Origin of the sequence: Lentzea guizhouensis, assembly GCF_001701025.1 — a bacterium.
In the GTDB taxonomy this organism is placed as follows: Bacteria; Actinomycetota; Actinomycetes; order Mycobacteriales; family Pseudonocardiaceae; genus Lentzea; species Lentzea guizhouensis.
Genome location: NZ_CP016793.1, coordinates 3,425,586 through 3,447,052, shown reverse-complemented (window position 1 = coordinate 3,447,052; position 21,467 = coordinate 3,425,586). Strand labels below are relative to the sequence as shown.

Below are 21,467 nucleotides of genomic sequence, written 5' to 3'. Positions count from 1 at the left end.
GACAGAACGACAAGTACCTACTATTTTGTCAGGTACCCACCTTTTGGTAAGGATCCAGGATGAAGCCACGAACCTACGCGTGTGGCCTCGACGCGGCCATCGACGTCATCGGCGGCCGCTGGAAGGCCCTGATCCTCTGGGCCCTGCACCACGGCCCGATGCGCACCGGCGAACTGCGCCGCTCGGTCTCCGGCATCAGCGAGAAGATGCTGATCCAGGTGCTGCGCGAGATGGAGGCGGACCAGATCGTGCACCGCGAGGTGTTCCACGAGGTCCCACCCCGCGTCGAGTACTCCCTGACGCCGCAGGGGATGAAGCTGAACGACGCACTGCTCCCGCTGGGCGACTGGGGCGAGGACAACATGACCGACATCGCCCGCCGCCGAGGCGTGCAACCGCCCGTCAGGCACTGAGTCGCGGCGGCACGAGGAAGTACCGCGCCGCACCGGCAACGTGGCGTTCGCCCGCCCGCGGGTCCTGCAGGGCGGCGACGATCCGCGCGACCGGCTCGTGGTCGAGGATCCGACCGGCGACGGCCTCGTGCGGCGGGTACCCGGCCACCCAGCCCGTGCCGGCCGCACACCACGCGAGCAGCTGCAGCACCCGCGACACGGGCTCTACGGCCAGCATCAGCCTGCGCGCACGGGTGACCAGCGCGGCCCGCTCCGGGCTGCGCAGCAGCTGGCCGCCCAGCTCCTCCAAGGCAGGCGGCACCGCACGGATCCAGTCCAGCCGCTCCTGCTGGAGATCCCGCCACTGCGCGGACAGCCTGCGCTCGTCCAACCAGCGCTCCAGCCGCGTGCCGTCCGCGAGCTCCCCATGCCCCTGCCACTCGCTCCAGGCGAGCGAGATGCCGTGGTGGAAGGCCACAACGGCAAGGCGGGCACCGTCCGCGTCGAAGAACTCGAACCGCACCTGCCCCCGGCACGCACACACGTACCCCGGCAGCGAGCTCACGGTCATCGCGGCGCGCAGGCGTTCCCGATCGTCCGAACGCGACAGGTCAACGACGATCCGCCCGTGCGCCTCAAGCTCCACAACCCGCACACTCGCGGCCTCACACACAACAGCGTCCAACGCGGCAACGTCATCCATCAGTCCCCTGCTCCCCCATGGACAGAACGGCATACGCACGCCGGCACAGCCCAGGCGCCCCACCGGGATGGGCCGCGACACCAAAGGCGAGCCCACAGGGATGGGCCGCGACACCAAGGGCGAGCCCACGGGGATGGGCCGCGACACCAAAGGCGAGCCCACGGGGATGGGCCGCGACGCCGAAGGCGAGCCGGCCGGGGGTCCGGGGGCGGAGCCGCCCGGCTGGGGTGTGGGGGCTCGGCCCCCACAAAACACAACGGGAGCCCTCGGTCTGCGCTTTCCGCAGACAGAGGGCTCCCAGGATCACGTGGCGGGTAGAGGATTCGAACCTCTGTAGCTTTCGCGACGGATTTACAGTCCGCTCCCATTGGCCGCTCGGGCAACCCGCCCCACACCGCCGTAACGGTGCGGTGAGAACAATACATAACCCCTTCGGGGACTCCCAAATCGGGGTCCCCCAGTAGCATCGTTGCTGCTTCTGCACCCGAGATCGTTGGAGAGTGAAGTCGTGGCGGACCCGTCGTTCGACGTGGTGAGCAAGGTGGACCGGCAGGAGGTCGACAACGCGCTCAACCAGGCGGCCAAGGAGCTGAGCACGCGCTTCGACTTCCGCGGCACCGGCACCACCGTGGCCTGGGCCGGCGAGGAGGCGATCACCTTCACCTCCGAGACGGAGGAGCGCTGCAAGGCGGCCATCGACGTCTTCCAGGAGAAGCTGGTGAAGCGCAACATCTCGATGAAGGCGTTCGAGGTGGGTGAGCCGGCGATCTCCGGGAAGGTGTTCAAGGTCACGGGGAACCTCGTGCAGGGCATCTCGTCGGAGAAGGCCAAGGAGATCGCCAAGAAGATCCGCGACGAGGCGCCCAAGGGCGTGCAGGCGCAGATCCAGGGCGACCAGCTGCGGGTGTCGGGCAAGAAGAAGGACCACCTGCAGGACGTCATCGCCCTGCTGAAGGGGTCTGACTTCGGGATCGCGCTCCAGTTCACCAACTACCGGTGAAGGGCATCGTCCTCGCCGGTGGCAGTGGGACGCGCCTGCACCCGATCACGCAGGCCGTCTCGAAGCAGCTGTTGCCGGTCTACGACAAACCGATGATCTACTACCCGCTGTCGGTGCTGATGCTGGCCGGCATCCGGGAGGTGCTGATCATCTCCACGCCGGTCGACCTGCCGTTGTTCCGGCGGCTGCTGGGCGACGGGTCGCAGTGGGGCATGCGCTTCGAGTACGCCGAGCAGGCGGCGCCGAACGGGCTGGCCGAGGCGTTCGTCATCGGCGCTGACTTCGTCGGGGACGACGACGTGGCGCTGGTGCTGGGCGACAACATCTTCTACGGCCAGGGCTTCTCCAGCACCCTGCAGCAGCACGCGTCCTCTTTGGACGGCTGTGTGCTGTTCGGGTACCAGGTGAAGGACCCCGAGCGGTACGGCGTGGGCGAGGTGGACGCGTTCGGCAGGCTCATCTCCATCGAGGAGAAGCCGAAGCAGCCGAAGTCGAACCGGGCGATCACCGGGCTCTACTTCTACGACAACGGTGTGCTCGACATCGCGGCGAAGCTCAAGCCGTCGGCGCGGGGCGAGCTGGAGATCACCGACGTCAACCTGCGCTACCTGCGCGAGGGGCGGGCGCAGCTGGTGGAGCTCAGCCGCGGGTTCGCGTGGCTCGACACCGGCACGCACGACTCGTTGCTGGAGGCCGGGCAGTTCGTGCAGGTGCTGGAGCACCGCACGGGCGTGCGCATCGCGTGTCCCGAGGAGATCGCGCTGCGCATGGGGTTCATCTCCGCGCAGGAGTGCTACGCGCTCGGCGAGAAGCTCGGGAAGTCCGGGTACGGCGAGTACCTGATGGCCGTGGCGCAGAGCACCCGCTAGCGCCGCGCCATCTCCTCGAGCCTGCGGACGCGGTCGGCGATCGGCGGGTGGGTCGAGAACCACTTCGCGAACTGCTCCCCCGAACGGAAGGGGTTCGCGATCATCAGGTGGCTCTGCGACACCACCTCCGGTTCCGGTGCGAGCGGCGCCGCCCGCGTCCCGAGCTCGATCTTGCGCAGGGCGCTCGCCAACGCCAGCGGGTCGCCGGTCAGCTCGGCGCCGGAGGCGTCCGCCTGGAACTCGCGGGAGCGGCTCACGGCCAGCTGCACGACGGTCGCGGCGATCGGGCCGAGCAGCGCGATCAGCAGCAGGCCGAGCGGGCCGGGGCCGTCGTCGTCATCGCCGCCGCCGAAGATGCCGGCGAACAGGGCCAGGTTCGCGAGCATCGTGATCACGCCCGCCAGCGCGCCGGCGACGCAGCTGATCAGGATGTCGCGGTTGTAGACGTGCGCGAGCTCGTGGCCCAGCACCGCGCGCAGCTCGCGTTCGTCGAGCAGCTCCAGGATGCCCGTGGTGCAGCACACGGCGGCGTTGCGCGGGTTGCGGCCTGTCGCGAACGCGTTCGGCGCGGCCGTCGGGCTCAGGTACAGCCGCGGCATCGGCTGCTTGGCCTTCTGCGACAGCTCGCGCACGATCGCGAACATCACGGGCTGCTCCACCTGTGACACGGGCCTGGCCCGCATCGCGCGCAGGGCGAGCTTGTCGGAGTTGAAGTACGCGTAGGCGTTCACGCCCAAGGCCAGCAGCAGGCCGATGACCAGTGCCGTGCGGCCGAAGAGGCTGCTGATCACGATGATCAGCGCGCTCATCCCGCCGAGCAGCAAGGCCGTCTTCAACCCGTTGATGTGCTTGTGCACGGTTTTCGCCTCCGGGTTCCCTACGTCCGACCTCTCAACGAACCAGGCCGCCTGCCGGTTCCGGTGGCGGTCTCCGGTGCGGGTTCCGCGGCCGGGTCGAGCGCGGGCGGCGGCGGGACCTGGTCGACCCACGTGGCGAGCACGTCCCGTTCGTGGACGAGCTCCGCGACGGCTCCGTCGCCGTCGATCGAGCCCGTGCCGGGGTAGCCGAACTCCGGCGCCCAGTGCAGGGCGTCGAACGGGCAGACCTCGACGCAGATGCCGCAGTACAGACATTGGCCGTAGTCGATCGCGAAGCGGTCGAGCACGTTGCGGCTGCGCGGCCGTGCACTGCCGGGCTGCTGTTCGACCTCGGTGTGCGACGTGATGTGGATGCACCAGTCGGGGCACTCACGCGCACAGATCATGCAGACCGTGCAGTTGGCCTCCAACAGCGCGATAACGCCCCTCGTGCGCGGCAGCAGGCTGGTCACTGGGTTCCTTCTTCCCTGCGCGGGCCCCACGACGGGTCCGGCACTCCTGGCGGTGCGGTGCGGCGGCGGCTCGGTGCGCTGGTGTTGTCCTCGCCGGGTTCCAGGCGGCCGGGCCACGGGCGCACGACCCGTGCGGCGAGCACGAAGTCCTTGCGCAGCGGGTGGCCCTGGAAGCTGTCCGGCAGCAGCAGGTGGTCGCCGGGCTCGGTGAGCGTGATGCCGAACATCTCCGCGGCCTCCCGCTCGTGCCACTCCGCGCCCTTCCACAGGTGGGCGACGCTGGGCAGCGGGTCGGTCTCGGCCACCTCGGTGCGCAGCATGACGCCCTCGCGCGTCCGCGGGTCGATGACGTGCAGGAACACCGCGTGGCGCTGTCCGACGGCGCCGGGCCGGCCCGCGTCCTCGACGCCGAGCCAGTCGAACATCACGAAGCCCTTCCCGTGGTGTTCGGCGGCGGCCGCGAGCCAGTCGGCCAGCTCCACGTGGTGGATCGTCTGGCCGAACGCCGTCTTCGGTGTGGTTTTCGGGGTGGTGGTCACGCGTTCACCAGCCGGTGCAGCGCCTTGAGGCCCTCGAGCAGCGCCTCCGGGCGCGGCGGGCAGCCGGGCACGGCGACGTGGACCGGCAGCGCCTGGTCGATGCCCTTGGTGACGCTGTAGGAGTCCCAGTACGGGCCGCCGGTGTTGCTGCAGGCGCCCACGGAGATCACGTACTTGGGTTCCGGCATGGCCTCGTAACTGCGGAGCACAGCGGGCAACATGACGTCCGTGACGGTGCCGGAGACGATCAGGACGTGTGCCTCGCCGGCGCCGTCGACCGGCGTGACGCCGAGGTCGGGCAGGCGGTCGAGAGCTGCCATCACCTCGACCCCGCAGCAGGCGAGTCCGAGTTCGAGCACGGTGACCTGGTAGGTGGTGCCCCATTCCAGGCGAGCGGAAGCCGTCACAACAGCTGAGGGTAATACTTGGGGGCCCGCCGACCTGAGCCTGCGGACCCCCACCCCCCAATGATTCCCCCCGGAATCGGCTCCCACGCGTGGTCGCCGGAGATAGCTTTGTACACCCCCGGATAACTGTCCAGGGATTTCCCAACTGAATCTGCAGATAATTCGGCCGCGAACTGCGGTCAAGTTCAGTTCAACTGATCGGTAGAACACCAGAGAGGGTCTCGATGTCCGGCTCGTCCCAGTTGGTGCTCCCCACCAGCACCTCACTGCACCGCCTGCTGAACATGCCCGGCGCTCTCCTGGATACCACAATGGACCAGCTCAGGACGCTTTTGACGGTTCACGAGACCCGTTCGGCCCTGCGTGCGGCACGGGCGCTGGGGCGGGAGCAGTCGAGCGTGCAGAAGCAGCTGGACACGTTGAACAGGAACTTCCGGGAACTGTGCGGTGAACCGCTGGTGGTGAAACAGGGGCGTGGAAAAGACGTGCTGTTCACGCCCACCGGTGAGTCGCTCGTCGAATTGGCGCGGGACACGCTCGCGGAGTGGCTCGACGGAATTCACGAGTGCCGCCGCAAGCTCGGCACGACGGTCACCGTGGGCACCACGCGATACATGCTGGACACGCTCGCGAAGGCGTGGCACCACGTCGCCGGCGAGTTCCGGGAGCGCGACGTGGACCTCAAGGTGGTGCACATCCGCACCAAGGACATCTGGGCGAAGCTGGAGACGCGCGAGGTCGACGTGGTGTGCGGCAGCGTCGTGACGCGGGCGGGGGCGGGCTGGGAGCGGCCGGAGTTCGACGTGATCGAGTGGCGACGCGGCGGGCTCGCGTTGCTGACGAACCTGCCGGAGACGGTCGTCGGTGAGCGCGTGCGGGTGCCGCAGCTGCGGTCGCTGCCGCTGGTGGTGCCGGGGGCGGGGTTGATCGCGGAGTTCCTGCGCGGCTGGTTCGGTCCCGACTACCGGCAGAGCATCGACATCGCCGCCGAGATCGACGAGATCCAGTACGGCATCTCGCTGCTGCGCTCCAACCTCGTCCAGGGAGCCATGATCGTGACGTCCGGTTTGGGCGTGGTGGCGTCGAACAACGAGCTGAGGGAGGGCGGCGGGCTCCGCGTCGTCGAGCTCGCTGATGACTCGCTGGAGCGGCTTGTGGGCGTTTTCGCCCGAACGGACGAACTGGCGAAGCACCCGGACGACCACCCGCTCAACTTGCTGTGGGCGGCCTTCACAGCAGAAGCGCCCCGGCCGTAGCCGAGGCGCTTCTGCTGTGCTGCTGTCTACTGCGTCTTCGCGGGTGTCATGGCGTCGTGCTCAGGCCTGCGGGGTTCGACTTTCGGACGATGCTGGGCTTTGGCCATCTTGGCCAGCCAGCTCGTCGCCTCCGAGCGGATCTTCGCCAGCTCGGCGTCGCGTGCCTGTTGCTCGTTCATCGGCCACTCCCTGCGTTCGGGGATCGCTTCGATGGGAGCACTACCGGGCGTGTGCCCGCTAGGGCCGCCATGCTTGTGGGTGAACCTTGTTGACAGCATCGTCCGCCGATGGGTTTCCCGCACCCCGACACGGCCGCTTCGGCTGCTTCAGTACCCCAGGTACCCGCCACCGAGGCCCATGTTGACCAGACCTGGGTGGTTGTGGAAGCCGCCGTAGCGCGAGTAGGTGTAGCGGACGCCGGCGATGATGTTGTCGACCGGCGCGAAGATGTTGTCGTAACCCGGCAGCTTGTAGGCGCGGAACGTCGGGTCGATGCACTGCATGAGGCCCTTGGACGGCGTGCCCCGCAGCGCGTTGGAGTCCCAGTTGTTGACGGCGTTCGGGTTGCCGTTCGACTCCTTGATGATGATCGTGTAGATCTCGTCGATGCTGTTGTTGTCGATGTTGGTGCCGTTGGCCTGCAGGACCTTGATGGCTTCCTTGATCCAGCCCTCGACCTCGCGCTGCTTGGCCGGCTTGCGCATCTCGGCCTGACGCTCCGCCTCGACCCTCGCCGCCTCGGCCCGCTGGGCGTGCGCGTCCTTGGCGATCTTGCTGGCCTGCTCGAACGTCTGCATCGCGTACATCTGCTGGAACTGCAGCAGCCGGCCGACCTCACCACCGGGGTTCACGTCGTGGACCGTCTTCACGGCCTGCTGCGTGTCCGGAACCGCACCCAGCTCGGCCGCACCGGCGGCCAGGTCGGTCGACGAACCGCTCGTCGCGGCGTTGGCGATGGCCGCGGTGCCGGCAGCGACACCTGCCGCGACGACGATGGCGCTGACCCGGTGGGCGAGCGAAACCTTGTCGTCCTCGGCGCGATGCGCGCCGGCCTTCAGTTCTGCTTTGGGCACGACCGTGTACACGGTTCGGCCGGCGGCCTTGCTGTGCCGGGCCAAGGGAGAGCCTCCTGCGTCGGGGAGCTTGGTCTCCGGCGTTCCCGGCGGGGGATTCCGGGCGGCCCTGGGATCCGCTGCGAACTGCGGTTCCCGTGTCCTGTCGGTGACCAAACCGTTATCGGCGGGCGGAAACGTAACCTCGCGTCACCAGCGCAGGCAAGCATAAGCACCCGTTGGTGACTCTCGTCACGTTTTCGATGACTTGGGCCAGCCGTTGCTAACAGACAGTCAGCGCTGGTGTGAATGCTTCCTGCGCGAGTCCGCCGTTGCCTCCTGACGAACCGGCGAAGCTGTCCGTTAGTTCGCCCGCCCTGTGGTCGGTGTTCCCTTCTTCAGTCCTGACCTGCGAAAACTTAATCGCTGATCCGTGTCTTTCGCCGTCTGGTGAGGGGTACGGAAGCGCGGGCGGTGCGGTTCACGGGACCATGAAACTCATGGGGGAACACGAGAGAGTGGCGGCCCGTGAGGCCGTACGAGCCGCACGCCGCGAAGCCGAACGCCCGCGGTGGCGCCGTCTGCTCGCGTGGCCGACCGTCTTCGTCCGTTCGCTTTGGCACTCGCTTTGGTGGTTCGCGCGCGAACTGGGCGAGGCCTTGGGCGAGCTGCTCATGACCCTGTTCGCCTTGGGCTTCGTGGCCGCGGTCGGCCTGCTCGTCTCAGCGGCCTGGCAGACCGCTCCCCTGCCTACCGCCGTGCTCGTGGCGGGCGCTGTGGCATTCCTCGTGTACGGAGGCGTCGAGTTCTTCCGCGAGCGCCGCCGGGGCCGCCTGACGATGGTCGCGGTGTGCGCGTTCGGGTTCGTCGCGCTGTGGGTCGCGCTGCCCTTGTTGCCGTTCTGGCCTTACTGGCTGTTCTGACGGGATCAAGCCTCGGCGCCGTTGACGAGGGCTTGATCTTCATGCCGCTGGTGCGACCTCAAAACCCGCGAGACCGACCTTCATGCCGAGAAGCCACATCAGCACGGTGGCCGCGCCCAACAACATGGCGAAGCCCAGCGCGAGCGTGAGCAGGCGCCACAGCAGCGACCAACTGGAGGTGTGGTGGCGAATCGTGGACCAGAGGTTCTCGGGCCGTTCGCTCCGGCTGGCTAACACTGGTTTCAAGCTCCTTCGCTCGTGTGGGCTCATCTCGATGTAGGCGAGCGTATGGAGCCGAAGGGTGTCTGTACGGCCCTTGGTCGTCGAGCGGCAGAGTCGAGACGGCGGGTTGTTTCGGCGTTAGAGGGCGGGTAGTCGCGTTGATCGATCTCCATTGACGGTCTAACGCCGTTCGGGAGCGTTGAAGAGTTGTCCACAGGGACGAAAGAGCGCTGCGGCGCGATGAACGGTCGTGGAGGAACTCCAAATTCAGGTGCGGGAGGTCAACGCACGTGCTAGCGGGCGCGCTGCCCGGCTGGTGGTTGGTCCGGTTGGGTGACGAGCCGACCGAGGTCCTGTTCGAGGGCACGGTCGATCCCGCAGGTCCACGGCTGCCGAGGCCGCACACAGCGGGGAGACAGGATCGGGCCAGGTGAGAGCAGCTACGTCACTCGAACGAGAAAATCTATGGTCACCGAGGTAGACATCCTCCACCGCGCATGTGTACTCTTCTCCTTGTTGGACGAGAGGTACATGGCACGGGAGATGACGAACTACCCGTGAGAGTGAGTGCAAGACGGTCAGATGTGCCGGAGCCGATCAGTGAAAGGGGTTCTGGCAGGTGACCAAGGGCAGTCGGTGGAAGTGAAGCCGGCACGTGCATGAGGTCCGGTGCCGACAGCCACGTGAAGATGGAAAGCAGTAATCAGAGGAGAAGGGAAGGGTTGCACCCCATCGGATCGCCCGTATTCGGTTGAACTCCGCTGAACGGGTACCGCAGTTCCATCAGATTGGAAGGTGGTCTTCGGTTACGCACACGCGATCCCCGCAGTGCCCGCTTCTGGTACGGGGCATGCGGACAGAGAAGGTCGATCTCACGGTCGGCTAGGTGGAAGTGAAACCCAACAACCCTGGGGCCCCGGTGCTACGGCACCGGGGCCCCTCGTGACGCGGAGGCGCGATGACCCCAGACACCGACAAATCTGCGAACGAACCGCAGACCACAGCCGAGAAGTTCGACGACGAGCACTACCCCGCCTACTCGATGGGCCGGGCCGCCGAACTGCTCAACACCTCGGCGAACTTCTTGCGCAGCCTGGACGAGGCGAAGCTCATCGAGCCGCAGCGCTCAGCCGGCGGCCACCGCCGGTACAGCCGCCACCAGCTGCGCCTGGCCGCCCGTGTCCGCGCGCTGGTCGACCAGGGCACAGGACTGGACGCGGCGTGCCGCATCGTCACCTTGGAAGATCAGCTTGAGGCGGCTCAAGCGCTCAACGCCAAGCTCACACCTTCGCCTACACCCGACGAGCCGTACCCGCCGCTGAAAAGCGTGTGACCTCTTCGAGGGTCGGGACGTCGACGCGAGAGCTCAGCGGAATGTTCCCACGCGACTGATCTGCGCTGGCGAAAGCCGCGGTTCAGCTTTCACCGAGCGCAGATCAGAAGGACTGCGTGGGCGAGGTCAGCCCCGGAGTTCCATCGTGCAGCACTTCGGACCGCCACCCGACTTCCGCAGCTCCGAGATGTCCACGAAAACCGGCTCGAACCCCCGCCGCGCCACCTGCTCGGCAAGGTGCGTCGCCTCAACGGGCATCACCACGTTCTTGCCGTCGGACACCGCATTCAAGCCAAGACACACGGCGTCGTCGTCGTTCGCGATCACCGCGTCCGGGAACAGGCGGCGGAGAACGGCCTGCGATCCCGGCGAGAACGCCTCCGGGTAGTAGGCGACCAGCGGGGTGGTGGACTGGTCGTCGAGCATGAACAAGGCCACGTCGAGGTGGTAGAAGCGCGGGTCGACCAGCTGCAGCGACACCACGGGCACGCCGAGGACCTCCTGGGCCTCCGAGTGAGCGTGCGGGTCGGTGCGGAAGCCCGTGCCGGCCAGCAGCAGGGAGCCGGTCCAGGTGAAGTCGCCTTCTGCCTCGTTCACGGCGGTGGGCATGACGACCGACGAGTAGCCGGAGGAGAGGAACCAGCGGCGGAAGTGGTCGGCTTCGGCGGCGCGTTGAGGAGCGCGGAAGCGGGAGCCGAGGACGCGGCCGTCGATGACGGTGCCGCTGTTGGCGGAGAAGACCATGTCCGGGAGGCCGGGGACGGGGTCGATCACGTGGACCTCGTGGCCGAGGCGTTCGTAGGTCTCGCGGAGGGCCGTCCACTGCTCCACGGCCAGCGAGGTGCTGGTCGGCTGGGTGGGATCCATCCACGGGTTGATGGCGTACTCCACCGTGAAGTACGTCGGCGGGCACATGAGGTACCGACGGGTGGTCGGCATGCGCGTCGGCGCGAGGGGTGCGGCGATGTCGAGCGTGATCGGCTCGCCGGGCCCGGAGATGGATACGGTCATGGATCGAAATCTAAAGGGCTGTTGGACCATCGAACAACGCCGCGACATTGCGTGATCTGGGGCAGAATGTTGCGTGTGGACAGCATCGACCAGCGAATCATTTCGTGCCTCATGGCCAACGCCCGTTCCAGCTACGCGGAGATCGGCAAGGAGGTGGGGCTGAGTGCTCCCGCGGTGAAGCGGCGGGTGGACAAGCTGCTGGACAGCGGGGTGTTGCGGGGGTTCACGGCGGTGGTGGACCCGGAGGCGCTCGGGTGGGGGACCGAGGCGTTCGTGGAGGTGCACTGCAAGGGGAACGTGGCACCGCACGACATCCAGCACCGGTTGGAGCCGATGGCCGAGGTCAGCGCGGCCTACACGGTGTCGGGGGCGGCGGACGCGATCGTGCACCTCAGGGCGGCGGACATCCACCACCTGGAGACGGCGCTCGAGCGGCTCAGGGCCGTGGAGATCATCGACCGGACCGTGTCGACGGTGGTGCTGTCCCGGTTGCTGGACCGGCCGCTGGCACCCTAGGTGGCATGGCCGAGGTTCTGCTGGAGCACAACGACTCCATCGCCGTCATCACCATCAACGACCCCGAGCGGCGCAACGCGCTGACGATCGACCTGTCGAAGGCGCTCAGGGACAAGGTCGCCGAGGCCGAGCAGCACGCCAACGCGCTGATCGTCACCGGGGCGCCGCCCGCGTTCTGCGCCGGCGCGGACCTCACGCAGCTCGGCAACTCGAAGGACGAGGGGCTCAAGCAGATCTACCAGGGTTTTCTGGCGGTGGCGAACGCGGCGATCCCCACCATCGCGGCCGTCAACGGGGCCGCGGTCGGTGCCGGGCTCAACCTCGCGCTCGCGTGCGATGTCCTGGTGGCAGGACCGAAGGCCAGGTTCGACGCGCGGTTCCTGCAGCTCGGCATCCACCCCGGCGGCGGCATGACGTGGATGCTGCAGCGCAAGGTCGGGCCGCAGGTCGCCACCGCGATGACGTTGCTCGGGCAGATCCTCGACGCCGACGAGGCGGTGCGGACCGGACTGGCGTTCACCAGGGCCGAAGACCCGCTGGCCGTGGCGAAAGAGCTGGCAGGAGCACCCGCGGGAGCACCTGCGGAACTCGTCCGGACCATCAAGGCCACGATGCGGATGACCGATGCAATGCACGACCATGAGGAGGCGGTCGAGACGGAGCTGCGGCCACAGGTGGCTTCGATCGACACTCCAGAGTTCGCTGCCAGGCTTGCCGCGATGAAGGCTCGGATCAGCGGGCGATAAGTGTTACCTTGGGTAACAGGTATCGAGGGTGACGTCTGACGCATTCAGGTATCCGCTGGTAGCGCTGTGCTTACCGTCTAGTTAAGGACCCGGTGCGGCAGATGGGACAGTTCGTCTCGCCTGGTGGTACACGGCCCGTCTCGCAGGCGGTCCTGGCGACTACCCTCGCGGTGGGGCACAGCCACCCTTGGAGAGAGGTATCGGCGTAGGAATGAGCACTGAGACCCGCAAGCTGGATCGCGTCGTGATCCGCTTCGCCGGCGACTCCGGTGACGGTATGCAGCTCACCGGAGACCGGTTCACGTCGGAAGCGGCGGCGTTCGGCAACGACCTCGCCACGCAGCCCAACTTCCCCGCCGAGATCCGCGCACCACAGGGCACCCTGCCCGGTGTGTCGTCGTTCCAGCTGCACTTCGCCGACTACGACATCCTGACACCCGGTGACCGTCCCGACGTGCTCGTCGCGATGAACCCGGCCGCGCTCAAGGCGAACGTCGTCGACCTCCCCGACGGCGGCATCCTGATCGTCAACACCGACGAGTTCTCCAAGCGGAACCTGACCAAGGTCGGGTACGACTCGAACCCGCTGGAGGACGACTCGCTGGAGCGGTTCCAGGTCCACAAGATCGCGATGGCCACGCTGACCATCGGCGCTCTCGAGGAGACCGGCCTCGGCAAGAAGGACGCGGAGCGCGCGAAGAACATGTTCGCGCTCGGCCTGCTGTCGTGGATGTACCACCGGCCGACCGAGGGCACGGAACGGTTCCTGCGCGAGAAGTTCGCGAAGAAGCCGGACATCGCCGAGGCCAACGTCCTCGCCTTCCGGGCCGGCTGGAACTACGGCGAGACGACCGAGGCGTTCGCGGTCACCTACGAGGTGGCCCCCGCGAAGCTGAACACCGGTACCTACCGCCAGATCACCGGCAACACGGCGACGGCGTACGGCATCGTCGCGGCGGCCCAGCGCTCGAAGCTGCCCGTCGTGCTCGGCACGTACCCCATCACCCCGGCGTCGGACATCCTGCACGAGCTGTCGAAGCACAAGAACTTCGACATCACGACCGTGCAGGCCGAGGACGAGATCGCGGGCATCGGCATCGCGCTCGGCGCGTCCTACGGCGGCGCGCTCGGCGTCACGTCGACCTCCGGCCCCGGCATCGCGCTGAAGTCCGAGACCATCGGCCTCGCCGTGATGACCGAGCTGCCGCTGCTGGTGATCGACGTGCAGCGCGGTGGCCCGTCCACCGGTCTGCCGACGAAGACCGAGCAGGCCGACCTGCTGCAGGCGATGTTCGGCCGCAACGGCGAGTCGCCGGTGCCGATCGTCGCGCCGCAGTCCCCGTCGGACTGCTTCGACGCGGTGGTGGACGCGACCAGGATCGCGCTGAAGTACCGCACGCCGGTGCTGTTCCTCTCGGACGGCGCGATCGCGAACGGTTCCGAGCCGTGGCTGATCCCCGACGTCGACGCGCTGCCCGACCTCACCGTCGAGTTCGCGACCGACCCGGAGAACTTCCAGCCGTACTCGCGCGACCCGGAGACGCTGGCCCGCCCGTGGGCCGTGCCCGGTACGCCCGGCCTGCAGCACCGCATCGGTGGCCTGGAGAAGCAGGACATCACCGGCAACATCTCCTACGACCCGGAGAACCACGACCGGATGGTCCGCCTGCGCCAGGCGAAGATCGACGGCATCGAGGTCCCCGACGTCGAGGTGGACGACCCGAGCGGCGAGGCGAAGGTCCTCGTCGTCGGCTGGGGTTCGTCGTACGGCCCGATCGGCGCCGCCGCCCGCCGGGTCCGCAAGCTGGGCCTGCCGGTCGCGCACGCGCACCTGCGGCACCTCAACCCGTTCCCGAAGAACCTGGGTGAGGTGCTCAAGTCGTACGACAAGGTGGTCGTGCCGGAAATGAACCTGGGCCAGCTCGCGTTGTTGTTGAGGGCCAGGTACCTGGTGGACGCGGTGTCGTACACGAAGGTGCAGGGCCTGCCCTTCAAGGCGGAGGAGCTCCAGGACGTGCTCGCTGACGTGATCAAGGGGGTGTCGGCGTGACTGCGATCGACCTCGGGATCCCGGGACTGACCGGAGTTCCCACGACCGACGAGAAGCAGTCGGCCAGGGACTACAAGTCGGACCAGGAAGTCCGCTGGTGTCCCGGCTGTGGCGACTACATCGTGCTCAACACCATGCAATCGTTCCTGCCGACGCTGGGTCTCAAGCGCGAGAACATCGTGTTCGTGTCGGGCATCGGGTGCTCGTCCCGCTTCCCGTACTACATGAACACCTACGGCATGCACTCCATCCACGGCCGTGCGCCGGCCATCGCGACGGGTCTCGCCGTGGCGCGGCCGGACCTGAGCGTGTGGGTGGTGACCGGTGACGGTGACGCGCTGTCGATCGGCGGCAACCACCTGATCCACACGTTGCGGCGCAACGTGAACCTCAAGATCCTGCTGTTCAACAACCGGATCTACGGCCTCACCAAGGGCCAGTACTCGCCGACCTCGGAAGAGGGCAAGGTCACCAAGTCGACCCCGCTCGGGTCGGTGGACCACCCGTTCAACCCGGTGTCGCTGGCGCTGGGCGCGGAGGCCTCCTTCGTGGGCCGGGCGCTCGACTCGGACAAGGCGGGTCTCACCTCGGTGCTGCGCCAGGCGGCGGAACACCGCGGCTCGGCGCTCGTGGAGATCTACCAGAACTGCCCGATCTTCAACGACGGCGCGTTCGACGTGCTCAAGGACGCCGACGAGGCCCAGCGCCGGATCATCAACGTCGTCGACGGCGAGCCGATCCGGTTCGGCCGCGAAGGCGAGTACTGCGTGGTCCGCGAGGGCTTCGGCCTGGCGGTCGCGAAGTCGGCCGACGTGGACGCGTCGGACATCGTGGTGCACGACGCCTCGGACCTGAACCTGTCGTTCGCGCTCTCCCGGCTGTCGACGCAGGACCTCACGCACACGGTGACCGGTGTGTTCCGGCGTGCGGACCGTCCGACGTACGACGACGGTGCGCGCGCTCAGGTGGCCGCGGCCAAGCAGGCCAAGGCCGCCGATCTGCAGAAGGTGCTGCACGGCAACGACACGTGGACCGTGGTCGGCTGACCTGCTGCCACAGCAACGACGAAGGCCCCCACTGGCGAACCGGTGGGGGCCTTCGTCGTCGAAGCTCGCTGGTCAGGGGGCCGGGCGGAAGCCGGCCTTCTGGGCGTCGGACTCGGTGCGGAACCACACGTCGGCGCGGGTCTCGCCGAAGTTCGCCGAGCCCTCCGTGTAGTAGCGGCGGCCGGTCAGGGTCGCCTTCACCGCGAAGTCCTCTGCCGGTGCGTGGCCGTCGGAGCGGGGCAGCACCGAGCCGGGACCGAACGGCGACCGCGGGTTGAAGCCCTCCGGCTGCTGGAAGCGGGACGAGCCGGGGCCCGCGTTGCCGTTGGGGCGGCCGCCGGTGGACGGGGAGAAGCCGACCGGGCGCGGGCGGGCCGGCAGGGCGGGCGCGGGCTTCGGGGCCTCCTGCTTGGGGGCCTCGAACGCCTGGAACGCCGGGAAGCTCTGCTGGCGCTGCTTGGTGGTCTTGCGGGCCTCGCGGATCGGCAGGCCGGCCTCGGTCAGGCGCTGCGGCAGGTCCAGCTCCGGTTCGGGCTCCGGCTCGGGCGGTGCCGCCAGCAGCGGCTCGTCGGAGGGCACGAACTTCGGCACGAACGGCTGGTCGTTCGTCGTGTCCGGGAGCGCGCGGGTCTGGCCGGTGGGCGGCAGCGGCTCGTCGGCGTCCAGCAGCGGCTCGAAGAGCGATCGCGGGCGTTCGACGGTCGGCTCGCGGCGGGCCGGGGGCGCTTCCTGCGTCTCGGGCGTCTCGGGCGGGTGGTTGAACGCGGCACCGACGCCGCTGGGCTGGCGCTCCTGGGGCTCGACCGGGTCGGTGTTGTCGCCGAACGCGGAGAACGCCGTGGCCGGGGCCGCACCGGGGGCGGTGAACGGCTGGGAGTAGGCGGCGGGTGCCTGGCGAGCAGGCTCGTCGTAGGCGGGCTGGCCCTGGGCGGGCGCGCTGAACGCGGACTCACCGCGCTGCGGCAGGCCGTGGGAGGGCGCGCCGAACGCGGACTCACCACGCTTGGGCACGCTTGGGCAGGCCGTGGGACGACTCGTCCTGAGCGGGCACGCCGAACACCGACTCACCGCGCTTGGGCAGACCGTGGGACGGCTCGTCGGCAACGGGCACGCCGAATGCGGACTCACGCTGCGGCAGGCCGTGGGACGGCTCGTCGGCAACGGGCTCGTCGACCGTCGTGTCGTCGTGCGCGGGTTCGTCGGTCGTCTCGTCGTGCGCGGCCTCGGTGTGGTCGTCCTCGACCGCCTCAGGCGCCTCCAGGGGCTCGCGCAACGCGTAGGAGTCCGGACGGTCCGAGGAGACGTCGTGCCTCGCGTGGGCGGGCTCAGCGGCCATCTCCGGCTCGGTGAAGACGCCGTTGCGCACGTGCGGTGCGTCGAGGTCGAGCGGCGCGCCCAGAACACCGGTCCGCTCGGCGGCGGACTCGGGCTCGGGCTCGTCGTCGTAGATGTCCAGCCGGCCGTTGAGCTCGTCGCGCAGGCCGGGGTACTCGCCGGTGACGTCGTTGGCGGGCCAGGCGCTCTCCTCGACGGCGATGTAGGTCGTCTGCTCGGAGCGCGTGCCCTGCGGCTCGTCCTCCTGCTCGGCGGCCTCGTCGAGGAACACCTCCTGCTCCTGCTCGGCCCAGACCTCGCGCGGCTGGTAGATGAAGTCGTCCGGGACCTCGTCGACCTCGGGGCCCGCGGTGGGCTTGGCGACGGGTGCGCCGGGCTCCGCGGTGGCCTCGTAGGCCGGCATGAACGAGGTCTGCTCGGCGGGGAGCTCGGGGTCGGAGTCGAAGTCGGCGGCCTCGAGGCCGGACCGCGGCAGCACGGTCGTCATCTCGGCCGGGGTCTCCGCGGGGGCGGTGTCCGGGCTCAGGCGCTCGAAGAGCGAACGCGGCCGGTCCTCCTCGGCGTCGGCGAGGGCCTTCTGCTCGGCGAGCTGCTCCTCGAACCGGCGCTGCGCCTCCTCCGGCGACATCAGCGGGGCGCGCGGCTCCTCGACGACCGGCGCGGGAGCGGGTTCCGGCTCGGGCTGGGGCTCCGGCTCGGGTTCCGGCTCCGGTTCGGCGACCGGTTCCTCGACCACCGGCGCGGGTGCGGGCACGGGTGCGCCGTAGTAGGCGGGCGGCTCGGCGTAAGGCGCCGGTGCGGGCGCGGGTGCCGGCGGAGGTGCCAGCACCTCGTCGGCCAGCGACCGCGACGACGACGGCGGGGTCTCCCACTCGTCGACCACGAAGTCGTCGACCGGGGCGACCTTGGCCGGCGGCACGTTCCGCGAGCGCGCCTCAAGAAGTTGATCTTCGAGTTCAGCGACCTGTTTCCGTGCGGGCCTGACCATCACGAGCCACGTGAGCAACACCCCCGCGACGAACGCCAGCAGACTCCACAACCAGACCTGCCCGAAGACATTCACGGGTAAGCCCCTTCTAAGACCACGCGCCGACCCACTCACTCGGAAGGGTGAGCGTAGTCAAACTACAGTGCCGTCGATGATGCTCCGTCACTACGCCGTTCAGCGCAAATAGGCGCCAGAACCTGCAGCGTAGAGTGAGATTCTGTGCCTCCCCTGACGAGTTCGAGCCTCACCTCGGCAGAAGTTCACACCCAGGGGCGAGGGATCACCTACGGCGCAGCCGCCTACGTCCTCTGGGGACTGTTCCCCGCGTACTGGCCACTCCTCGTGCCCGCGGCACCCGTGGAGGTGCTGGCACACCGGGTCGTCTGGTCGTTCGTGACCATGGGCGTGCTGCTCGCGGTGCTGCGCAAGTGGCGGCCGCTGGTCGAACTGTCCGGCAGGGGCTGGCTGATCGTGAGCGCCGCGGCCGTGCTGATCACGGCGAACTGGGGCACCTACATCTACGCCGTCAACACCGGGCACGTCGTCGAGTCGGCGCTCGGCTACTTCATCACCCCGCTGGTCAGCGTGGTCCTCGGCATGGTCTTCCTGAAGGAACGGCTGCGGCTGCCGCAGTTCGTCGCCATCGGCGTGGTCGTCATCGCTGTGATCGTGCTCACGGTCGACTACGGCAAGCTGCCGACGATCTCGCTGGTCCTCGCGTGCTCGTTCGGCGTCTACGGGCTGCTGAAGAAGAAGGTGCCGCTCGACGCGACCTCCAGCCTGGCGGCGGAGAGCGCCGTGATCGCGCCGATCGCGCTCGTGTACTTGCTGATGCTGGGCAGCGCGAACACCTTCACCACCGAAGGCACCGGCCACACGCTCATGTTGCTCAGCACCGGCATCGTCACGGTGATCCCGCTGCTGCTGTTCGGCCTGGGCGCGCGGCTGATCCCGTTGTCCACCATGGGCATGCTGCAGTACCTGGCGCCGGTCCTGCAGTTCGCCTGGGGCGTGTTCGTGGTGCACGAACCGATGCCGGCCAGCCGCTGGACCGGGTTCGTCCTGGTGTGGGTGGCCCTGGTGATCTTCACGGTCGACGCCGTGCGGAACCGGCGCAAGCAGCCGCTCGCGCCGGTCAGCTAGCGGACCTCAACGGGTGCGGGCCACCACGTAGGTGGCGAGCTCCTCGAGGGCGTCACGCGCGGCGCACGGGGGCAGCTTGCCCAGTTCCGCGCGGGCCCGGTCGGCGTACTCCTGGAGCGTCTCGCGCGCCCGGTCCATGCCGGAGGACTTGCGCAGCAACGACAACGCCTCGTCCACCAGCTCGTCGTCGGTGATCGGCCCGGCCAGCAGCTCGGTGAGCCGCGTCTCGGACTCCTCGGCCAGCGCGTAGAGCATCGGCAACGTCTTCACGCCCTCGCGCAGGTCGGTGCCGGGCGTCTTGCCGGACTCCGCCGACGGGGAGGCGATGTCGATGACGTCGTCGGCGATCTGGAACGCCGCCCCGATCACCTCCGCGTACCGGCGCAGGGCGTCGACCTGCTCCTCGGTCGCGTCGGAGAACATGCCGCCGAACCGCGCCGCGGTGGCGATCAGCACACCGGTCTTCTCCTCGATCACCTTGAGGTAGTGGGCGACCGGGTCCTCACCGGGCTTGGGGCCGACGGTCTCGCGCATCTGGCCGGTCACCAGGAGCGAGAACGTCTCCGCGATGATCCGCGCCGCGTCCGTGCCGAGGTCGGCCGTGAGCCGGGAGGCGTGGGCGAACAGGAAGTCGCCGGTCAGGATCGCAATGCTGTTGTCCCACCTGGCGTTCGCGGAAGCCGCGCCGCGCCGGGTGGTCGCCTCGTCCATCACGTCGTCGTGGTAGAGCGTCGCGAGGTGCGTGAGCTCGACCACAGCTGCCGCCTTCACGACCTTCTCGCGGTCGTACTCGGCGCCGAACTGGGAGGCCAGCAGTGTGAAGAGCGGGCGGATCCGCTTTCCGCCCGCCTCCACGAGGTGAAGCGAGGTTTCCGTGACCGGGTGGAACTCGCTCTGCACCACGTCGTGCAGAAGCTGCTCCACCTCGGCCAGGCCGTTCTGGACAAGCTCGGTGAGCACGGGGTCCACCAACGCGAACCCCGGTCCCTCATGCTCGCTACTGGTCACACCAGCAGCCTACGTACACCTAGCTGAGGAAGGTGCCGGTACCCGCCCAATCGAGCACCAACGTGGGGTACAGACCCAGCACCAGGGTGACCACGGCACCCAACGTGATCGCGACCGTGGTGAACGCACCGGGCACCGTGACGGTCGGGCCGTCGGGAGCCGGGTCGCTGAAGTACATCAGCACGATCACCCGCAGGTAGAAGAACGCCGCGACGGCCGAGGCCACCAGCGCGATCACCACGAGCGGCATCAGGCCGGCCTCGATCGCCGCGCTGAACACGACGAACTTGCCGATGAAGCCGGACGTCAGCGGAATGCCGGCCAGTGCCAGCAGCAGGAACGTGAACACGCCCGCCACGATCGGCGACCGCTTCGCCAGCCCCGCCCACTGCGACAGGTGCGTCGCCTCACCGTCGGAGGTGCGCACCAGCGAGACGATGCCGAACGCCGCGATCGTCGTGAAGCCGTACACCAGCAGGTAGAACATCGTCGCGCTGACACCCGGCGCACCGCCCTCGGGCGTGAGGGCGATCGAGCCGATCAGCAGGAAGCCCGCGTGCGCCACCGAGGAGTACGCGATCATGCGCTTGACGTCGGTCTGCGTGAGGCCGAGCACCGCGCCGATCACCATCGAGACGACCGCGACGCCGTAGAGCACGCCGCGCCACTCCCACTGGGTGTTCTCGAACGCCACGGTGAGCACGCGCAGGATGCCGCCGAAGGCAGCGACCTTGGTGCACGCCGCCATGAACGCCGTCACCGGCGTCGGGGCACCCTGGTACACGTCCGGGGTCCACGCGTGGAACGGGCCGACCGCCGCCTTGAACAGCAGACCCACCACCAGCAGGCCGAAGCCCGCGAACAGCAGCGTGTCCGAGCGGTCGGTGCCGGCCGCCGCGGAGGCGATCGCCGACAGCTTCACCGAACCCGCGAAGCCGTACAGCAGCGCGATTCCGTAGAGGAAGAACGCCGACGCGAACGCACCGAGCAGGAAGTACTTCACCGCCGCTTCCTGCGAGAGCAGGCGACGCCGGCGAGCCAGGCCGCACAGCAGGTACAGCGGCAGCGACATGACCTCCAGCGCGATGAACATCGTCAGCAGGTCGTTCGACGCGACGAACGTCATCATGCCGCCGAGCGCGAACAGCATGAGCGGGAAGACCTCGGTCTGCATGCCGGTCTTCGTGGCCTGCGCCCGGTCCTGGACGGTGCCCGGCCGGATCGCGGCCTGCGCCACGAACACGCCACCGGGCTCCACCGAGCGGTCGGCGATCAGCAGCAGGCTGCCGAACGCCAGCACCAGCAGCGTGGCCCACAGGAAGAGCGCGGGCGAGTCGACCGCGATCGCACCCGCGAGCGTCGCGACACCGGTCTCCGGGCGCTCCGAGGTCGCGTAGAGGATCAGCGACGCGGTGGCCCCGACCAGCGTGAGCAGCGCCAGCACGAGCTGCACCGCCCACCGCTGGTGCTTGGGCAGCAACGCTTCCAGCAGCACGCTGACGCAGGCCGCGCCGAGCACGACCAGCACCGGCGCGATGGCGTCGTAATGGATCTCCGGCGCCTGGATCTGCTGCGCCTGGGCGAACAGGAGGTTCACG

24 protein-coding genes and 1 tRNA gene are annotated in these 21,467 nt (G+C 68.6%); 11 read left to right on the top strand and 14 right to left on the bottom strand.

Annotated features, from left to right (window positions below; all coding sequences use genetic code 11):
* Positions 1 to 59: 59 nt before the first annotated feature.
* Positions 60 to 413: a winged helix-turn-helix transcriptional regulator gene (locus tag BBK82_RS17300; RefSeq protein ID WP_065915933.1), complete on the top strand. Its 354-nt coding sequence runs from the start codon at positions 60 to 62 to the stop codon at positions 411 to 413.
* On the opposite strand, the gene BBK82_RS17295 is transcribed toward BBK82_RS17300, so the two are convergent.
* On the bottom strand, positions 403 to 1,095 hold the full coding sequence (locus BBK82_RS17295) for a hypothetical protein (RefSeq protein ID WP_065915932.1): 693 nt from the start codon (positions 1,093 to 1,095) through the stop codon (positions 403 to 405). The genes BBK82_RS17300 and BBK82_RS17295 overlap by 11 nt on opposite strands.
* A 308-nt stretch (positions 1,096 to 1,403) precedes the next feature.
* A tRNA-Tyr gene (locus BBK82_RS17290) sits at positions 1,404 to 1,484 on the bottom strand.
* A gap of 119 nt (positions 1,485 to 1,603) precedes the next feature.
* Between BBK82_RS17290 and BBK82_RS17285 the strand changes: the two genes are divergently transcribed.
* Positions 1,604 to 2,095, top strand: a complete 492-nt coding sequence (locus tag BBK82_RS17285; RefSeq protein ID WP_065915931.1) for a YajQ family cyclic di-GMP-binding protein — start codon at positions 1,604 to 1,606, stop codon at positions 2,093 to 2,095.
* The gene (gene rfbA / locus BBK82_RS17280; protein WP_065915930.1) at positions 2,092 to 2,964 is read left to right on the top strand and encodes a glucose-1-phosphate thymidylyltransferase RfbA; all 873 of its coding nucleotides are present in this window, start codon (positions 2,092 to 2,094) and stop codon (positions 2,962 to 2,964) included. The genes BBK82_RS17285 and rfbA overlap by 4 nt, the downstream gene beginning before the upstream one ends.
* Here rfbA and htpX read toward each other — a convergent pair.
* From htpX to BBK82_RS17260, 4 genes are read right to left on the bottom strand one after another with little or no spacing between them, the layout of a single operon-like run.
* Positions 2,961 to 3,821: a zinc metalloprotease HtpX gene (gene htpX, locus BBK82_RS17275; protein ID WP_065915929.1), complete on the bottom strand. Its 861-nt coding sequence runs from the start codon at positions 3,819 to 3,821 to the stop codon at positions 2,961 to 2,963. The two genes, rfbA and htpX, sit on opposite strands and share 4 nt — an antisense overlap.
* A 20-nt stretch (positions 3,822 to 3,841) precedes the next feature.
* On the bottom strand, positions 3,842 to 4,294 hold the full coding sequence (locus tag BBK82_RS17270) for a 4Fe-4S binding protein (RefSeq protein ID WP_154697361.1): 453 nt from the start codon (positions 4,292 to 4,294) through the stop codon (positions 3,842 to 3,844).
* Entirely contained in the window at positions 4,291 to 4,833 is a 543-nt protein-coding gene (locus BBK82_RS17265) for an NADH-quinone oxidoreductase subunit C (protein WP_065915928.1), read from the bottom strand. The genes BBK82_RS17270 and BBK82_RS17265 overlap by 4 nt, the downstream gene beginning before the upstream one ends.
* A complete protein-coding gene (locus BBK82_RS17260; protein WP_065915927.1) occupies positions 4,830 to 5,240 on the bottom strand; it encodes an NADH-quinone oxidoreductase subunit B in 411 nt (136 codons plus the stop codon). Before BBK82_RS17260 ends, BBK82_RS17265 begins: the two co-directional genes overlap by 4 nt.
* 311 nt (positions 5,241 to 5,551) lie before the next feature.
* Between BBK82_RS17260 and BBK82_RS17255 the strand changes: the two genes are divergently transcribed.
* On the top strand, positions 5,552 to 6,496 hold the full coding sequence (locus BBK82_RS17255; RefSeq protein WP_335618096.1) for a LysR family transcriptional regulator: 945 nt from the start codon (positions 5,552 to 5,554) through the stop codon (positions 6,494 to 6,496).
* Positions 6,497 to 6,522: 26 nt separating this feature from the next.
* On the opposite strand, the gene BBK82_RS50275 is transcribed toward BBK82_RS17255, so the two are convergent.
* Entirely contained in the window at positions 6,523 to 6,675 is a 153-nt protein-coding gene (locus BBK82_RS50275) for a hypothetical protein (protein WP_154697359.1), read from the bottom strand.
* A 147-nt stretch (positions 6,676 to 6,822) separates the two neighbouring features.
* The gene (locus tag BBK82_RS54135; protein ID WP_065915925.1) at positions 6,823 to 7,614 is read right to left on the bottom strand and encodes a transglycosylase SLT domain-containing protein; all 792 of its coding nucleotides are present in this window, start codon (positions 7,612 to 7,614) and stop codon (positions 6,823 to 6,825) included.
* 434 nt (positions 7,615 to 8,048) lie between these two features.
* Between BBK82_RS54135 and BBK82_RS17245 the strand changes: the two genes are divergently transcribed.
* On the top strand, positions 8,049 to 8,471 hold the full coding sequence (locus BBK82_RS17245; protein WP_154697358.1) for a hypothetical protein: 423 nt from the start codon (positions 8,049 to 8,051) through the stop codon (positions 8,469 to 8,471).
* Positions 8,472 to 8,510: 39 nt separating this feature from the next.
* Here BBK82_RS17245 and BBK82_RS17240 read toward each other — a convergent pair whose 3' ends face one another.
* A complete protein-coding gene (locus BBK82_RS17240) occupies positions 8,511 to 8,708 on the bottom strand; it encodes a hypothetical protein (protein WP_065915923.1) in 198 nt (65 codons plus the stop codon).
* Between the two features lie 943 nt (positions 8,709 to 9,651).
* Here BBK82_RS17240 and BBK82_RS17235 point away from each other — a divergent pair.
* A complete protein-coding gene (locus BBK82_RS17235) occupies positions 9,652 to 10,026 on the top strand; it encodes a helix-turn-helix domain-containing protein (RefSeq protein ID WP_065915922.1) in 375 nt (124 codons plus the stop codon).
* A 126-nt stretch (positions 10,027 to 10,152) separates the two neighbouring features.
* On the opposite strand, the gene ddaH is transcribed toward BBK82_RS17235, so the two are convergent.
* On the bottom strand, positions 10,153 to 10,941 hold the full coding sequence (ddaH, locus tag BBK82_RS17230; RefSeq protein ID WP_237048404.1) for a dimethylargininase: 789 nt from the start codon (positions 10,939 to 10,941) through the stop codon (positions 10,153 to 10,155).
* A gap of 171 nt (positions 10,942 to 11,112) precedes the next feature.
* Between ddaH and BBK82_RS17225 the strand changes: the two genes are divergently transcribed.
* The 4 genes from BBK82_RS17225 (at position 11,113) to BBK82_RS17210 (ending at position 15,395) form a co-directional block, all read left to right on the top strand.
* Complete coding sequence (locus tag BBK82_RS17225) at positions 11,113 to 11,553, top strand: Lrp/AsnC family transcriptional regulator (RefSeq protein ID WP_065921141.1); 441 nt, start codon at positions 11,113 to 11,115, stop codon at positions 11,551 to 11,553.
* A 5-nt stretch (positions 11,554 to 11,558) separates the two neighbouring features.
* Positions 11,559 to 12,299: an enoyl-CoA hydratase gene (locus BBK82_RS17220; RefSeq protein WP_065915921.1), complete on the top strand. Its 741-nt coding sequence runs from the start codon at positions 11,559 to 11,561 to the stop codon at positions 12,297 to 12,299.
* Positions 12,300 to 12,510: 211 nt separating this feature from the next.
* Entirely contained in the window at positions 12,511 to 14,349 is a 1,839-nt protein-coding gene (locus BBK82_RS17215) for a 2-oxoacid:acceptor oxidoreductase subunit alpha (protein WP_065915920.1), read from the top strand.
* A complete protein-coding gene (locus BBK82_RS17210; RefSeq protein WP_065915919.1) occupies positions 14,346 to 15,395 on the top strand; it encodes a 2-oxoacid:ferredoxin oxidoreductase subunit beta in 1,050 nt (349 codons plus the stop codon). Before BBK82_RS17215 ends, BBK82_RS17210 begins: the two co-directional genes overlap by 4 nt.
* Before the next feature lie 72 nt (positions 15,396 to 15,467).
* On the opposite strand, the gene BBK82_RS17205 is transcribed toward BBK82_RS17210, so the two are convergent.
* Together BBK82_RS17205 and BBK82_RS17200 are read right to left on the bottom strand one after the other, a co-directional pair.
* Positions 15,468 to 16,406, bottom strand: coding sequence for a sunset domain-containing protein (locus BBK82_RS17205; protein WP_065915918.1), 939 nt, complete (start codon positions 16,404 to 16,406; stop codon positions 15,468 to 15,470).
* Positions 16,390 to 17,793, bottom strand: a complete 1,404-nt coding sequence (locus tag BBK82_RS17200; RefSeq protein WP_065915917.1) for a LapA family protein — start codon at positions 17,791 to 17,793, stop codon at positions 16,390 to 16,392. Before BBK82_RS17200 ends, BBK82_RS17205 begins: the two co-directional genes overlap by 17 nt.
* A 144-nt stretch (positions 17,794 to 17,937) precedes the next feature.
* Here BBK82_RS17200 and rarD point away from each other — a divergent pair, with 144 nt between their 5' ends.
* Entirely contained in the window at positions 17,938 to 18,861 is a 924-nt protein-coding gene (gene rarD, locus BBK82_RS17195) for an EamA family transporter RarD (RefSeq protein ID WP_083268001.1), read from the top strand.
* Between the two features lie 6 nt (positions 18,862 to 18,867).
* Here the strand turns inward: rarD and BBK82_RS17190 are convergent, their stop codons facing one another.
* Both BBK82_RS17190 and nuoN read right to left on the bottom strand, forming a co-directional pair.
* Positions 18,868 to 19,833 carry a polyprenyl synthetase family protein gene (locus tag BBK82_RS17190; RefSeq protein ID WP_065915916.1) on the bottom strand — a complete coding sequence of 322 codons (966 nt, stop codon included), beginning with the start codon at positions 19,831 to 19,833 and terminating at the stop codon, positions 18,868 to 18,870.
* 55 nt (positions 19,834 to 19,888) lie between these two features.
* Positions 19,889 to 21,466, bottom strand: a complete 1,578-nt coding sequence (gene nuoN / locus BBK82_RS17185; RefSeq protein WP_065915915.1) for an NADH-quinone oxidoreductase subunit NuoN — start codon at positions 21,464 to 21,466, stop codon at positions 19,889 to 19,891.
* Between the last annotated feature and the right edge of the window lies 1 nt (position 21,467).